Annotated in this window: 1 protein-coding gene; it reads right to left on the reverse strand. The window is 71.3% G+C overall.

Going from position 1 to position 16926, the window contains the following annotated elements; all coding sequences use genetic code 11:
- Positions 1-18 precede the first annotated feature (18 nt).
- A complete protein-coding gene (locus ACFVS6_RS35730; protein ID WP_389710672.1) occupies positions 19-16866 on the reverse strand; it encodes an SDR family NAD(P)-dependent oxidoreductase in 16848 nt (5615 codons plus the stop codon).
- Positions 16867-16926 lie beyond the last annotated feature (60 nt).

Raw genomic sequence — 16926 nt, forward strand, 5'->3', positions numbered from 1 at the left:
TCACCGGGCCCGTCGCGCTCATCGCCGGCCGGTCAACCATGCCTCGACGACTCCGGCGGTCGCCTGCGCGTGCTGCTCCATCATGGTGAAGTGGTTTCCGGGGGCGTCCACGACGGAGTGCTCCAGGTCCCAGTAGGAACGCCAGTCGCCGTCCGTCGCACGGTTCCAGTCGAAGAACTGTTCCTGCGCGCGGACCAGCAGCGTCGGCGACTTCACGGCGTCCGGCTTCCACCCTCCGAAGAGCCGGAAGTAGGCGCCCATCGCGAGCAGCCGGCTGTCGTCGACCGGGACGTGGCTGCCCTGCCGCTCTTCGACGCCTTCCGACAGCCCCGGCTGGATGCCGAGGATGGCGTCGTCGTCGTGCGAGTAGATGTCGACCAGGACCACGGCCTCCGGGAAGACCCCGGCGGCCTCCAACCGGCCGGCGACCGCGTGCGCGAGCATGCCGCCCGAGGAGTGCCCGAGGAGCACGAACGGCGAACCGTCGGTGTGCTTCAGGACGGCCTCGGCCTGCGCCTCGATGACCGCCGCGGCGGTCGACGGCAGCTGCTCGCCGCGCAGGAAGCCGGGGGCCGCCATGGCGTGCACGTCCCGCCGGCCGCGGAAGGCGGACGCGAACCGGGCGTACTGGTGCGGCCCGGAGATCGACAGGATCGACGAGAAGCAGACCAGTCCGGGACCGTCCTCGCCCCGGGCGAGCCGCACCAGGGCGGGCGCCTTGCGCAGCTCGGCGGGCGACGCGAACGACGGCCTGAACCGCGACGCCTGCATGAGCAGTTCCATGAACGGGCCGGACGCACCCTGCGCACCGGCTTCCTGGAGCATCGCGCCGAACATTCCGGCACCGTCCTCCTCCTCTCCCGGCTCCGCCGCACCGGCCGCTCCGCCGGAGCCGCCCGGGCCCGCGGCGAGTTCGGCCCGCAGCAGCTGGGCGACCAGCAGCGGCGTCGGGTGGTCGAACAGCAGGGTGGCGGGCAGCCGCAGTCCCGTCGCGGCGTTCAGCTGGTTGCGCAGTTCGACGGCGGTCAGCGAGTCCAGACCGAGCTCCAGGAACCCCTGGGACTCTCCCACCGCCTCGGGCGACGGATAGGCGAGCACGGCGGCGGCCTGGGCCCGCACCACGTCGAGCAGCACCCGCTCCTGCTCCTCCTCCGACAGAGCGGCCAGACCCGCCAGGCGCTGCGCGGCTGCGGACGCCGCGGCGGAACCCGCACCGTGGGCGGCCGCCCTGCGAAGTCCACCGCGCACCAGACCGCGGAAGACGGCCGGGAGGGCTCCGGCGTCAGCCTGGGCCCGAAGCGGCGCGGTGTCCAACCGGATGGCGACGAAGACGCTGCCGTCGGTCAGGGCGCATCCCGTGTCGAACAGCGCCAGACCCTCCTCGGAGGACAGCGGCGCCAGGCCCGCACGCGCCATCCGCTGGACGTCGGCGTCCGTGAGCTCGCCGGTCATCTCACTGCGCTGCTCCCACAGCCCCCAGGCCAGCGACAGGGCGGGCAGCCCCGCCGCACGCCGACTGCGGGCCAGGCCGTCGAGGAAGGCGTTGGCCGCGGCGTAGTTGGCCTGTCCGGGGCTGCCGAGCGTGCCGGCGGCCGAGGAGAACAGGACGAACGCCGCGAGGTCCAGGTCCCGGGTCAGCTCGTGCAGGTGCAGGGCCGCGTCGACCTTCGGCCGCAGGACCGAATCGATCCGCTCCGGGGTCAGGGACGGTACGAGTCCGTCGTCGAGGTGGCCCGCGGTGTGGATGACGGCGGTGAGCGGGTGCTCGGCCGGGATACCGGCCAGCAGCTCGGTCAGCGCACCGCGGTCCGCGGCGTCGCAGGCGACGACGGCCGCCTCCGCGCCCAGCGCGGCGAGTTCCGCGACCAGTTCCTCGGCGCCGGCTGCGGCGGGCCCGCGCCTGCTGGTGAGGAGCAGCCGACGCACACCCCGACCGGTGACCAGGTGCCGGGCCAGGAGGCTGCCGAGCACGCCGGTACCACCGGTGATGAGGACGGTGCCTTCCGGATCCCATGCGGGGAGGTCCGTACGCTCCGAAGGCTCCTCGGCGGCCCCGTCCGTCCCGGCCCGGTCCACGGGGACCCTGGCCAGCCTGGCGGCGTGCAGGGCCGCGCCCCGAACGGCGACCTGGGGTTCGCCGCTGCCGACGGCGTCCGCGAGCAGCGCGGCGAGCTCCGCCGACCCGCTCGTGGGCGCACCGTCCGCGAGGCTGCCGGTGGTGTCCGCGTCGAGGTCGAGCAGCAGGAACCGGCCGGGGTTCTCCGACTGCGCGGAGCGCAGCAGTCCCCACAGCGGCGCGTGCGCCAGGTCCGGCACTCCGTCGCCGGGCCGGACCTCGACCGCCCCGCGGGTGACCAGCGCCAGCCGGGTTCCGGCGAACGCCTCGTCGGCCAGCCAGGCCTGGATGAACGTCAGAGCCTCCCGGGTCGCCCGCCGGGCGGCTTCCGCCGTGTCCGGCACGGGTTCGGTTCCGGGCGCGGCGTACGTGACCAGCACGGTGTCCGGTACCGGGTTGCCGGCGGCCACCACTCCGGAGAGGGCGTCCAGGTCCCCGTACACGTCGGCGGTGATGCCGACGGCCCGCAGGGTGGTTTCCAGACCGAGGGCGTCCTGGCCGACGAGGGCCCAACGACCCTCGGCCGCGGCCTGGTTGCCGGTGAGGGCGGGCCACTCCAGTCGGAACATCGAATCGTGGAACGCGGGTCGGGTCGACCGCAGTCGGGCCGGGTCGAGCGTCCTCAGCAGCAGCGACTCCACCGACACGACCGGCCGGCCTTCCTCGTCGAAGGCCGCGAGGGACACGGCTCCCGATCCGGCCGGCGCCAGCCGTACCCGCAGCGCATCCGCGCCGACAGCGTGCAGGCCCACACCGGTGAAGGCGAAGGGCACCCGCATGCGGGCCTCCTCGCCCTGATCCTCGTCATCGGCGACGAGGAAGGAGCCGAGGGCGAGCCCGTGCAACCCCGCGTCGAGGAGCGCCGGGTGGACACCGAAGTGCGCGGCCTCGGCCTGGGCGGCGTCGGACAGGGCGAGTTCGACGAAGAGTTCGTCACCGCGCCGCCAGGCGGTCCGCAGGTTGCGGAAGGCCGGACCGTACGCGTACCCGCCGGCGGCGAACAGCTCGTACAGGTCGGCCACGTCGAGCTCGTCGGCGCCTGCGGGAGGCCAGGCCTCCAGGGACGCCGGGCCCTGCGGCGCGATCCGTTCGTCCGCGGCTCCGAGCACGCCGGCGGCGTGCCGCGTCCAGGGCTCGTCGAGGCCCCTCACGTCGTCGCCGTCCTGGGACTCCGCACGCGAGTGCACGTGCAGCGCACGCCTGCCGTCCACGTCGGGTGCGGCAACCGTGAGCCGGAGTTGGAGTGCCCCCTGCTCGGGGAGCACCAGCGGAGCCTCCAGGGTCAGTTCCTCCAGGAGGGTGGACCCGGCCCGCCGCGCGGCGTGCAGGGCGAGTTCCACGAAGGCCGTCCCGGGCAGCAGCGCGGCGTCCGCGGCCCGGTGGTCGGCCAGCCAGGGGTGGGTCCGCAGCGACAGCCGGCCGGTGAACAGGAAGCCGTCCGAGTCGGGCAGTTCGACGGCCGCACCCAACAGCGGGTGCTCGGCGGCGCCGAGCCCGGCGGAGGCCACGTCACCGACGGCCGTCACCGGCACGTCGATCCAATAACGGTCACGCTGGAAGGCGTAGGTGGGCAGGTCCACACGCCGGGCTCCCGTACCGGCGAACACGGCGTCCCAGTCGACGGTCACACCCCGCACCCACGCCTCACCGAGGGACAACCAGAACCGCTCCAGGCCACCCTCATTGCGGCGCAGCGACCCGAGAACCGCCGCCTCACGGCCCGCGTCCTCCACGGTCTCCTGCATCCCGACCGTCAAAACGGGGTGCGGGCTGGACTCGACGAACACACCGAAACCCTGATCAAGGAGCGTACGCGTGGCTTCCTCCAACTCCACCGTCCGGCGAAGGTTGCGGAACCAGTACCCGGCATCCAACTCGGACCCGTTCACCCACTCACCGGTCACGGTCGACAGGAACGGCACCTGAGCCACTCGCGGAACGATCGGAGCGAGCAACTCGGCGAGCTCATCCTTCAAAAGGTCCACCTGAGCGGAATGCGAGGCATAGTCGACCGCGATCCGCTTGGCACGAACCCCGTCCACCTCACAGGCGGCCAACAGCTCATCCAGAGCCTCAACCTCACCCGAGACGACCACCGACGACGGACCGTTGACAGCCGCCACCGAAATACGGGCCTCACCCCACGGAGCGATCCGCTCACGAACATCCCTGGCCGGCAACGGCACCGACACCATCCCACCCAGACCCGCCAACACCCGACCGATGGCCTGACTCCGCAAAGCCACCACCCGAGCAGCGTCCTCAAGGGACAGAATCCCCGCCACACACGCGGCAGCGATCTCACCCTGCGAATGCCCGATCACCGCACCCGGACGCACACCCGCCGCCCGCCACACCTCCGCAAGCGACACCATCACCGCGAACAAAGCCGGCTGAACCACATCCACCCGATCGAGGGAGGGCGCGCCGTCGCCGGCCCGGAGCACGTCCACCAACGACCAATCCGTGAACGGCTCCAACGCCTTCGCGCACTCATCGATCCGCGCGGCGAACACAACGGACGAATCCAACAGACCCGCCGCCATCCCCACCCACTGCGAACCCTGACCCGGGAACACGAACGCCGTCTTCCCGTTGCTCACAGCGCCTCGGGCCACGCCGGTCGCCGCGGCCTCGTCCTTGAGGGCGGTCAGACCGCGCAGCAAGTCGCTGCGGTCTCCGGCCACGACCACCGCACGGTGGTCGAACGCGGCCCGTGTGGTGGCGAGGGAATGGGCGACGTCGACGGCCCGGAGGTCGTCCGCGACCTCCAGGTGGTCCAGGAGTCGGGCGGCCTGTCCGAGGAGTCCGTCGGCCGACTTCGCGGAGAGCACGTACGGCAGGGCGGAGGGAGCCGTCGGGGCCGGGGTGGCCTCGGGGGTGTCCTCGTCCGGGGCCTGCTCGATGATGGTGTGCGCGTTGGTGCCGCTGATGCCGAACGAGGACACGGCCGCTCGGCGCGGACGGCCCGTCTCCGGCCAGGGCGTGGCGGATTCGAGGAGCGAGACCGCTCCCGCCGACCAGTCGACGTGCGGGGTGGGCTCGTCGACGTGCAGGGACTTCGGCAGGACACCGTGCCGGATCGCCTGGACCATCTTGATGATGCCCGCGACGCCGGCGGCGGCCTGCGTGTGGCCCACGTTGGACTTGATCGAGCCGAGCCAGAGGGGCTGTTCGTCCGTGTGCTCCTGCCCGTACGTGGCCAGGAGGGCCTGGGCCTCGATCGGGTCGCCGAGGGTCGTGCCCGTGCCGTGCGCTTCGACGGCGTCGACCTCGGCGGCCGACAGGCCCGCGTTGGCCAGCGCCTGGCGGATGACGCGCTGCTGGGACGGACCGTTGGGCGCGGTGAGCCCGTTGCTGGCGCCGTCCTGGTTGACGGCGGAGCCGCGGACGACCGCGAGGACCGGATGGCCCTTGGCCCGGGCGTCCGAGAGCCGCTCCACCAGCAGCATGCCGACGCCCTCGCCCCACGCGGTGCCGTCGGCGGCGGCGGCGAACGGCTTGCACCGGCCGTCCGTCGCCAGTCCGCGCTGGACGCTGAAGGCGATGAACGTTCCGGGCGTTGCCATGACCGCCACACCGCCGGCGAGCGCGAGGTCGCACTCACCGCTGCGCAGGGCCTGTACGGCCAGGTGCAGCGTTACGAGGGAGGAGGAGCAGGCGGTGTCGACGGTGACGGCGGGACCTTCGAGGCCGAAGGTGTAGGAGACGCGGCCCGAGGCGACACTGCCCGAGCTGGAGGTCCCCATGTAGCCTTCCAGGCCCTCCGGGGCCCGGTGGAGAAGAGTCCCGTAGTCGTTGTACATGACACCCGCGAACACGCCGGTGCGACTGCCGCGCATCGACGCCGGGTCGATGCCGGCCCGCTCGAACGCCTCCCACGAGGTCTCCAACAGCAACCTCTGCTGCGGGTCCGTCGCCAGGGCCTCGCGCGGCGAGATCCCGAAGAACGTCGGATCGAAGTGGTGCGCGTCGTGCAGGAAACCACCGGTCGGGCTGTAGTCGGCGCCGGGTCGGGTGGGGTCGAGCAGTCCGGAGAGGTCCCAGCCACGGTCGTCCGGCATGTCGGAGATCGCGTCCCGACCCTCCGAGACGAGGCCCCACAGGTCCTCGGGGGAGCTCACTCCGCCGGGGAAGCGGCAGGCCATGGCGACGATCGCGATCGGCTCGTCGTCGTGCGCGGAAGCCACCACCGGGGCCGCTGCGGCAGCCTGACTGCCGAGGAGTTCGGCGTGCAGGTACTCCGCCAGAACGACGGGCGTCGGATAGTCGAAGACCAACGTCGCCGGCAGACGCACACCGGTCGCGGCACCGAGCCGATTACGGAGCTCGACGGCCGTCAACGAATCGAAACCGACCTCGCTGAACGACCGCGCCGGATCCACCGCCTCCGGACCCGCGAAACCAAGTACGGCAGCCACCTGACCACGGACCAGCTCCACTACGGCAGCCGGCTGCTGGTCCTGCGGCAGCGCGGCCACCTGACGGGCGAACGCACCACCGGAGGCCGCACCGCCGCGGGAGGCACGGCGCGAGGGCGTACGGACGAGTCCGGAGAGCAGCGGCGGAAGCATCCCGGCACCCGCGGCCGCACGCAGGGCGGCCAGGTCCAGCTTGAGCGGCACGAGCAGCGGTTGTCGGGAGGCACAGGCGGTGTCGAAGAGGGCCACGCCCTCCTCGGCGGTCAGCGCGTTCACGCCGCCCCGGCCGAGCCGGGAGACGTCCTCGGCATCCAGGGTGTCCCCCATACCACCCGTCTCCGCCCACAGACCCCACGCGAGCGACAGGCCCGCGAGGCCCTGGGCGTTGCGGTGCGCGGCGAGGGCATCCAGGAAGGTGTTACCGGCCGCGTAGTTGGCCTGCCCCGCACCACCGAACACACCGGCGGCGGACGAGAACAACACAAAGGTGGAGAGGTCCAGCCCGGCCGTCAGCTCGTGCAGGTTCCACGCGGCGTCGACCTTGGGACGCAGCACCGCCGACAGACGCTCGCCGGTCAGGGAACCGATGACACCGTCATCCAGAACACCGGCCGTGTGCACCACACCGGTCAGTGGGCGCTCCGCCGGAATCCCGTCCAGAACGGCCGCCAGCGCGACACGATCGGCGACATCACACGCCGCCCACGACACCTCGGCACCCAAGCCGGTCAGCTCCGCCGACAACTCGGAAGCGCCCTCGGCACCTTCACCGCGACGGCTCACCAACAGCAGGTGCCGCACACCGTGCTCGGTCACCAGGTGACGGGCGAAAAGCCCACCCAACGAACCACTCGCACCCGTCACCAGCACGGTGCCTTCCGCACTCCACTCCGACGCGGGGGCGTCTGCGGCGACCGTCGCACGTACCAGCCTCGGCACGAGGAGGGCGCCGTTGCGTACGGCGACCTCGGACTCGCCGGAGGCGAGGGCGGCGGCGAGAGCCGCCTCCACGTCACCGTCGACGTCGACGTCGACGTCGACCAGGACGAACCGGCCGGGGTTCTCCGAGTGCGCAGACCGCACCAGGCCCCACACGGAGGCGTGGACGAGGTTGGTCGGGCCTTCGCCCGGTGTCGCGGCCACCGCGCCGCGCGTCTGGAATACCAGTCGCGAGTCCGCGAACCGCTCGTCGGAGAGCCACTGCTGAAGGAGTGCCAGTACACGTGCGGTTTCGGCGTGCACGGCATCGGCCGTGTTCTCGTCGGTCGGTACCGCGCAGGGCACCACCAGCGCCGCCGGAACGGTGCTGAGATCCGCGAGCCCTTGGGTTCCTTCTTCGAGAACGAGCCAGTTTTCGAAGGTGCCCGTTGCCGAGGGAGCTTCGGTCCACTCGACGCGGAACACGGAGTCGCCGTGACCGCCGGCCGGCCGCCCGAGCTGCTCGGGTGAGAAGGCACGGAGGGCGAGACTGTCCACGGTCGCTACGGGAGCACCGTCGACGTCGGCGATCTCCAGTCGCACAGCGTCCTTGCCCGCCCGGGTAAGTCGTACACGCAGAGCGTCCGCGCCACCGGCGTGGACGGAAACCCCCGACCACGAGAACGGAAGCCGCGCCCGACCGGTGTCCTCCACGAGCGAACCGAGACTGATGGCATGCAGCACGGAATCGAGAAGCGCGGGATGAATCGTGAACTGTTCCGCACCCGGCGCGGTTTCGTCACCGAGGCTCACCTCGGCGAACACCTCCTCACCGCGCCGCCATGCGGCACGCAACCCCTGGAACACCGGACCATAACCAAAACCGGAATCCGCAAGACCCTCATACAGGCCCTCGACATCAACGGCATCCGCACCGACCGGCGGCCACGCCACCAGATCGAAACCCGGCGCCCCGCCCTCACCCTCCACCAACGTCGCCGTCGCGTTACGAACCCACGGCTCATCCCCGGCCGCCAGCCCATCACGCGAATGGAAAACCACCGAACGCCGACCCGACCCATCCGGGCCACCCACGGTGATCTGAAGCTCGACACCACCCTCCTCCGGCAACACCAACGGCGCGGCAAGGGTGAGTTCATCGACCAGATCACACCCGACCTGATCACCGGCACGCAACGCCAACTCGACGAAGGCCGTACCGGGCAACAACACCGAACCCATCACCATGTGATCGACCAACCACGGGTGAGTCGCAACCGACAACCGACCGGTGAGAAGCAACCCATCCGCATCGGCCAACGTCACCGCGGCACCCAGCAACGGATGATCGGCGGACCGGAGGCCGGCTGCGGCGGCATCGGCGAAGGAGCCGACGGGGACATCGATCCAGTACCGCTCGTGCTGGAAGGCATAGGTCGGCAGGTCGACGCTCCGGGCGCCGGTACCCGTGAAGTAGGTCTCCCAGTCGACGGAGACACCCCGCGCGTGGACCTGGGCGATGGCTCGGGTCAGGGTCGCCGCTTCGGGGCGGCCCTTGCGGAGGGTGGGGGCGAAGGCGTCGGTGTCGGCGTCCTGAGTGAGGCAGCCGTGCGCCATGGCGGACAGGACGCCGTCGGGGCCGATCTCCACGTACGTCGTCACCCCGGCGGTTTCGAGGGTCCGGACGCCGTCGAGGAAGCGGACGGCCTCGCGGACGTGCCGGACCCAGAAGTCAGCCGACCCCATCTCACCACCGGTGACCAGGGCACCGGTCAGGTTGGAAACGATCGGGATGCTCGGAGCGGCGTACGACAGCCCCTCCACCACCTGGCGGAAGTCGTCCAGCATGGCGTCCATGTGCGGCGAGTGGAACGCGTGACTGACCGCGAGCCGCTTGGACTTGCGGTCGGTGAACGACTCGGTGACTGCCGTCGCCGCGTCCTCGTCGCCCGCGATCACCACCGACTGCGGGCCGTTGACGGCCGCGATGCTCACCCGGTCGGTCAGCAGCGGAAGAACCTCCGCCTCCGACGCCTGGATCGCGATCATCACACCGCCGGCGGGCAGCGCCTGCATCAGGCGACCGCGTGCCGCGATCAGGGTGCAGGCATCCTCCAACGAGAACACCCCGGCCACGTGCGCCGCGGCGATCTCACCGACGGAATGCCCGGACAGGAAGTCCGGCCGCACACCCCACGATTCGAGGAGTCGGAACAACGCCACCTCGATCGCGAACAACGCCGGCTGGGCGTACTCCGTACGATCGAGCAGCACCGCATCCTCGCCGAACAACACTTCCTTCAGAGGGAGTTCAAGATCGAGCCCCTCGCACACCGCATCCAACGCGGCGGCGAACACCGGGTACGTCTCGTACAGTTCACGGCCCATACCGAGCCGCTGGCTGCCCTGACCGGTGAACAGGAACGCGAGCTTCTCGGATCCGGCGGCGCCGACGGTGCCGGTCTTGGCCCCGGTCGGAACGGGGTCGCCGTTCTCCAGTGCGGTCAGGCTCCGCAGCAGTTTCTCGCGGTTCGCGGCGACGACGACCGCGCGGTGGTCGAACGCGGCACGTCGGCCGGCCAGCGAGTAGGCCACGTCCACGGCTGCGAGTTCGGGGTCGTCCGTCAGGTGGGCCCGCAGTCGGGCGGCCTGGTCGCGCAGTGCTTCCGCGGTCTTCGCGGAGAGTACGTAGGGCAGGACGGAAGGCGCCGACGCGGTGGGCGCGGACTCCGGGGTGTCCTCGTCCGGGGCCTGCTCGATGATGGTGTGCGCGTTGGTGCCGCTGATGCCGAACGACGACACGGCCGCTCGGCGCGGACGGCCCGTCTCCGGCCAGGCCACCGTCTCCGTGAGCAGGGAGACGGCGCCCTCGGACCATTCGACGTGCGGGGAAGGCTCGTCCACGTGGAGCGTCTTGGGCACTGTTCCGTGTCGCATCGCCTGGACCATCTTGATGATGCCCGCGACGCCGGCTGCGGCCTGCGTGTGACCCATGTTGGACTTGATGGAGCCGAGGAGCAGCGGCCGGTCCCCGGTGCGCTCCTGCCCGTAGGTGGCGAGGAGGGCCTGGGCCTCGATCGGGTCACCGAGGGTCGTACCGGTGCCGTGCGCCTCGACCACGTCGACCTCGGCGGCCGACAGACCCGCGTTGGCCAGCGCCTGGCGGATGACGCGCTGCTGGGACGGACCGTTCGGAGCCGTCAGGCCGTTGCTCGCCCCGTCCTGGTTGATGGCCGTACCCCGGACGACGGCCAGCACCGGGTGACCGTTCTTGCGGGCGTCCGAGAGCCGCTCCACGAGCAGCATGCCGACGCCCTCGCCCCACGCGGTGCCGTCGGCGGCAGCGGCGAACGGCTTGCACCGGCCGTCCGTGGCAAGGCCACGCTGCCGGCTGAAGGCGATGAACGTTCCGGGGGTGGCCATCACGGTCACGCCGCCGGCGAGCGCGAGGTCGCACTCACCACTGCGCAGGGCCTGAGCCGCGAGGTGCAGCGTCACGAGGGAGGAGGAGCAGGCGGTGTCGACGGTGACGGCGGGACCTTCGAGGCCGAAGGTGTAGGAGACGCGGCCCGAGGCGACACTGCCCGAGCTGGAGGTCCCCATGTACCCCTCCAGGCCCTCCGGGGCCCGGTGGAGAAGAGTGCCGTAGTCGTTGTACATGACACCCGCGAACACGCCGGTGCGACTGCCGCGCATCGACGCCGGGTCGATGCCGGCCCGCTCGAACGCCTCCCACGAGGTCTCCAACAGCAACCTCTGCTGCGGATCCGTCGCCAGGGCCTCGCGAGGCGAGATCCCGAAGAACGTCGGATCGAAGTGGTGCGCGTCGTGCAGGAAACCACCGGCCGTGCTGTAGCTGGTGCCCTGTCGGTCCGGGTCGGGGTCGAAGAGGCCCTCGATGTCCCAGCCACGGTCGGTGGGCATGTCGGTGATGGCGTCCTTGCCGTCGCGGACGAGCCGCCACAGGTCTTCGGGGGACCGGACGTCACCGGGGAAGCGGCAGGCCATGGCGACGATCGCGATCGGCTCGTCGTCGTGCGCGGAAGCCACCACCGGGGCCGCTGCGGCAGCCTGACTGCCGAGGAGTTCGGCGTGCAGGTACTCCGCCAGAACGACGGGCGTCGGATAGTCGAAGACCAACGTCGCCGGCAGACGCACACCGGTCGCGGCACCGAGCCGATTACGGAGCTCGACGGCCGTCAACGAATCGAAACCGACCTCGCTGAACGACCGCGCCGGATCCACCACCTCCGGACCCGCGAAACCAAGTACGGCAGCCACCTGACCACGGACCAGCTCCACTACGGCAGCAGGCTGCTGGTCCTGCGGCAGCGCGGCCACCTGACGGGCGAACGCACCACCGCTACCCCGTGCCGCCCGGCGGGTGGGTGTGCGGACGAGGCCGGTGAGCAGCGGCGGGAGCATGCCGGTGCCCGCCTGGGCGCGGAGTGCGCCGAGGTCCAGCTTCACGGGCACCAGCAGCGACTGCCCGGTCGCCGGCGCGGCGTCGAACAAGGCGACACCTTCAGCGGCGCTCAAGGCGTTCACGCCGCCCCGACCGAGCCGGGAGACGTCCTCGGCATCCAAGGTGTCCCCCATACCACCCGTCTCCGCCCACAGACCCCACGCGAGCGAGGTACCCGCGAGCCCTTGGGCATTGCGGTGGGCGGCAAGGGCGTCCAGGAAGGTATTGGCCGCCGCGTAGTTGGCCTGCCCCGCACCACCGAACACACCGGCGGCGGACGAGAACAACACAAAGGTGGAGAGGTCCAGCCCGGCCGTCAGCTCGTGGAGATTCCACGCGGCGTCGACCTTGGGACGCAGCACCGCCGACAGACGCTCGCCGGTCAGGGAACCGATGACACCGTCATCCAGAACACCGGCCGTGTGCACCACACCCGTCAGCGGGTGCTCCGCCGGGACCGACGCCAGAACGGCCGCCAGCGCGACACGATCGGCGACATCACACGCCGCCCACGACACCTCGGCACCCAAGCCGGTCAGCTCCGCCGACAACTCGGAAGCACCCTCGGCCGCCTCACCACGACGGCTGACCAACAGCAGGTGCCTTACGCCATGCTCGGTCACCAGGTGACGGGCGAACAGCCCACCCAACGAACCACTCGCACCCGTCACCAGCACGGTGCCTTCCGCACTCCACTCCGACGCGGGGGCGTCTGCGGCGACCGTCGCACGTACCAGCCTCGGCACGAGGAGGGCGCCGTCGCGCACGGCAACCTCGGACTCGCCCGAAGCGAGGGCGGCGGCGAGAGCCGCCTCCACGTCACCGTCGACGTCCACGTCGACCAGCACGAACCGGCCGGGGTTCTCCGACTGCGCGGAACGCACCAGACCGCGCACAGCGGCACGTGCCGGATCGGGGATGCCCTCGCCGGGTACGGCTTCCACCGCGCCCCGCGTCAGGAACGCGAGACGCGAATCCGCGAACCGGTCGTCGGCCAGGCATTCCTTGAGCAGCGCCAGGACCCGGCCGGTCTCGGTGTGTGCCGCTTGGGCGACGCTCCCGCCGACGGGCTCCAGACACGGCACGACCAGTACGGGCGGGATCTCGCCGCCTTCGGCGACGGCCACACCCAGTCCGGCGAGGTCCGCGAACACCTGTGTGCCGTCGCCCAGCATCAGCCAGTCGGCGGCGGAGCCCGCCGGGGTGGTCGACGCCGTCCACTCCACGCGGAACAGGGAGTCGCCGTGACCGCCGGCCGGCCGCCCGAACTGCTCGGGTGAGAAGGCACGGAGGGCGAGGCTGTCCACGGTCGCTACGGGAGCACCGTCGACGTCGGCGATCTCCAGTCGTACGGCGTCCTTGCCCGCCCGGGTGAGTCGTACGCGCAGAGCGTCCGCGCCACCGGCGTGGACGGAAACCCCCGACCACGAGAACGGAAGCCGCGCCCGACCGGTGTCCTCCACGAGCGAACCGAGACTGATGGCATGCAGCACGGAATCGAGAAGCGCGGGATGAATCGTGAACTGTTCCGCACCCGGCGCGGTTTCGTCACCGAGGCTCACCTCGGCGAACACCTCCTCACCGCGCCGCCATGCGGCACGCAACCCCTGAAACACCGGACCATAACCAAAACCGGAATCCGCCAGACCCTCATACAGGCCCTCGACATCAACGGCATCCGCACCGACCGGCGGCCACGCCACCAGATCGAAACCCGGCGCCCCGCCCTCACCCTCCACCAACGTCGCCGTCGCGTTACGAACCCACGGCTCATCCCCGGCCGCCAACCCATCACGCGAATGGAAAACCACCGAACGCCGACCCGACCCATCCGGGCCACCCACGGTGATCTGAAGCTCGACACCACCCTCCTCCGGCAACACCAACGGCGCGGCAAGGGTGAGTTCATCGACCAGATCACACCCGACCTGATCACCGGCACGCAACGCCAACTCGACGAAGGCCGTACCGGGCAACAACACCGAACCCATCACCATGTGATCGACCAACCACGGGTGAGTCGCAACCGACAACCGACCGGTGAGAAGCAACCCATCCGCATCGGCCAACGTCACCGCGGCACCCAGCAACGGATGATCGGCGGACCGGAGGCCGACCGTGGTGACGTCCCCGCCGAGGGTTCCGGCGTCGAGCCAGTAGTGCTCGCGCTGGAAGGCGTACGTGGGCAGGTCGACGTGCTGGGCTCCGGTGTCGGAGTGGTACGCCTGCCAGTCGACGGCGATGCCTCGGACGTGGGCCCGGGCGAGGGCCGTGACGACGGTCTCCGTCTCCGGGCGGTCCTTGCGCACGGTGGGCACGAAGGCGGTGGAGCGGCTGTCGTCGGAGGTGAGGCAGGCCTGGGCGAGAGCGGACAGGACGCCGTCGGGGCCGAGTTCGACGTACGTCGTCACCCCGGCGGCCTCCAGGGCCCTTACGCCGTCGAGGAATCGGACGGCCTCACGGACGTGCCGGACCCAGAAGTCCGCCGAACCCATCTCGCCGTCGGCGATCAGGGCGCCGGTCAGGTTCGAGACGATCGGAATGCTCGGGGCGGTGAAGGACAGACCCTCCACCACCCGGCGGAAGTCGTCCAGCATGCCGTCCATGTGCGACGAGTGGAACGCGTGACTGACCGTGAGCCGCTTGCTCTTCCGGCCGGTCAGAGCCGTCAGGATCGCCGTAGCCGCGTCCTCGTCACCGGCGATCACGATCGAGCGCGGCCCGTTGATCGCCGCGATGCTCACACGGTCGGTCAGCAGCGGCAGGACCTCCGCCTCCGAGGCCTCCACCGCGATCATGACGCCACCGGCCGGCAGGGCCTGCATCAGACGTCCGCGCGCCGCGACCAACACACAGGCGTCGTCGAGGGACAGCACGCCCGCCACGTGTGCGGCGGCGATCTCACCGATCGAGTGCCCGGACACGAAGTCCGGCTTCACACCCCACGATTCGAACAGCCGGAACAGCGCGACCTCGATCGCGAACAACGCGGGCTGCGTGTACTCGGTCCGGTCCAGAGTTTCCGCGTCGGACCCGAAAAGCACTTCCTTCAGCGGGAGTTCGAGTCCCATTCCTTCGCACACGGCGTCCAGGGCGTCCGCGAACACCGGGTAGGCGTCGTACAGTGCGCGCCCCGTGCCCAGCCGCTGGCTGCCCTGCCCGGTGAACAGGAAGGCGACCTTGCCGCGTGCCGCGACCTCGCCCCGGACGATGTGAGACGCCGCGGTCGCATCGCCGGAGGCGAGTGCGGCCAGGTCCGCGAGGGCGCGTTCCCGGTCGGCGGCGACGACGACCGCGCGGTGTTCGAGGGCGGCGCGGCCGGTGGCCAGGGAGCGGCTGATGTCGGCCGCCGACTGCTCGGGGTGGGCCCGCAGGTGGGTGAGGAGGCGTTCGGCCTGGGCCCGCAGGGCGTCCTCCGTACGGGCCGAGACGGGCCACGGGAGGGCCGGGGGGGCCACGGTCCGACGCTGCGGCGTCGCCTCGGAGACCTCGGACGTTTCGGACGCGGCGAGCGCGGCGGGTGTGGCGGGTGTGGCGTCGGCCGGTGCTCCGGCGGTGGGCTCGGCCCCGGCGGATTCGGCGGGTTCGGCGGGGACCTCGGCCGGTGCCTGCTCGATGATGGTGTGCGCGTTGGTGCCGCTGATGCCGAACGAGGAGACCGCCGCGCGGCGGGGGCGGCCGGTCTCCGGCCAGTCGACGGTGCTGCGCAGCAGCGATACGGCGCCCGCGGCCCAGTCGACCTTGGCCGACGGTTCGTCCACGTGCAGCGTCTTCGGGATCCGGCCGTTGCGGATCGCCATGACCATCTTGATGACGCCCGCCACACCGGCGGCGGCCTGGGTGTGCCCGATGTTCGACTTGACCGAGCCGAGCCACAGCGGCCGGTCCTCGGTGTGTTCCCTGCCGTACGTGGCCAGCAGCGCCTGTGCCTCGATCGGGTCGCCGAGGGTCGTGCCGGTGCCGTGCGCCTCGACCACGTCGATCTCGGCGGCCGAGAGGCGTGCGTCGGCGAGGGCCTGGCGGATGACGCGCTGCTGGGAGGGGCCGTTGGGCGCGGTGAGCCCGTTGGAGGCGCCGTCCTGGTTGACGGCGGAGCCGCGAACCACGGCGAGGACGCGGTGGCCGTTCTTGCGGGCGTCCGACAGTCGCTCCACGAGGAGCATGCCGGCGCCCTCGCCCCAACCGGTGCCGTCGGCGGCGTCCGCGAAGGACTTGCAGCGTCCGTCGAAGGACAGACCGCGCTGCTTGCTGAACTCGGTGAAGGTGCCGGGCGTCGGCATGACGGTGACGCCGCCCGCGAGGGCGAGCGTGCACTCGCCCTTGCGGAGCGCCTGCATGGCGAGGTGCAGGGTGACGAGGGAGGACGAGCACGCGGTGTCGACGGTGAGCGCCGGGCCCTCCAGGCCGAACGTGTACGAGACGCGGCCGGAGGCGATGCTGCTGGAGCCGCCGGTGCCGAGGTAGCCCTCGACCTCCGGCGGGACGGCGCGCAGCCGTGACGCGTAGTCGTGGTACATGACGCCGGTGAACACGCCGGTGCGGCTGCCCCGAACCGACGTCGGGTCGATGCCGGCCCGCTCGAACGCCTCCCACGCGATCTCCAGCAACAGGCGCTGCTGCGGGTCCATCGCGACGGCCTCACGGGGTGAGATGCCGAAGAACTCGGGCTCGAAGCGGTTGGCGGTGTGCAGGAAGCCGCCTTCCCGCACGTAGCTCGTGCCGCGCCCGTCGGGGTCCTCGTCGAACAGGCTGCCCGTGTCCCAGCCCCGGTCGGTCGGGAAGGGCGAGATGGCGTCGGTCTCGTCGGACACCAGCCGCCACAGGTCCTCGGGGGACTCTACGTCCCCCGGGTAGCGGCAGCTCATCCCGACGATCGCGATCGGCTCCTGCTCCTCCGACTCGACCTCCTGGAGCCGGCGGCGCGTCTCGTGGAGATCGGCCGTCACCCGCTTCAGGAAGTACCGGAGCTTTTCCTCGTTCATGCGTGCATCCCTCGTACAGAAGCC

The organism is Streptomyces sp. NPDC057939 (assembly GCF_042887545.1).
GTDB lineage: Bacteria > Actinomycetota > Actinomycetes > Streptomycetales > Streptomycetaceae > Streptomyces.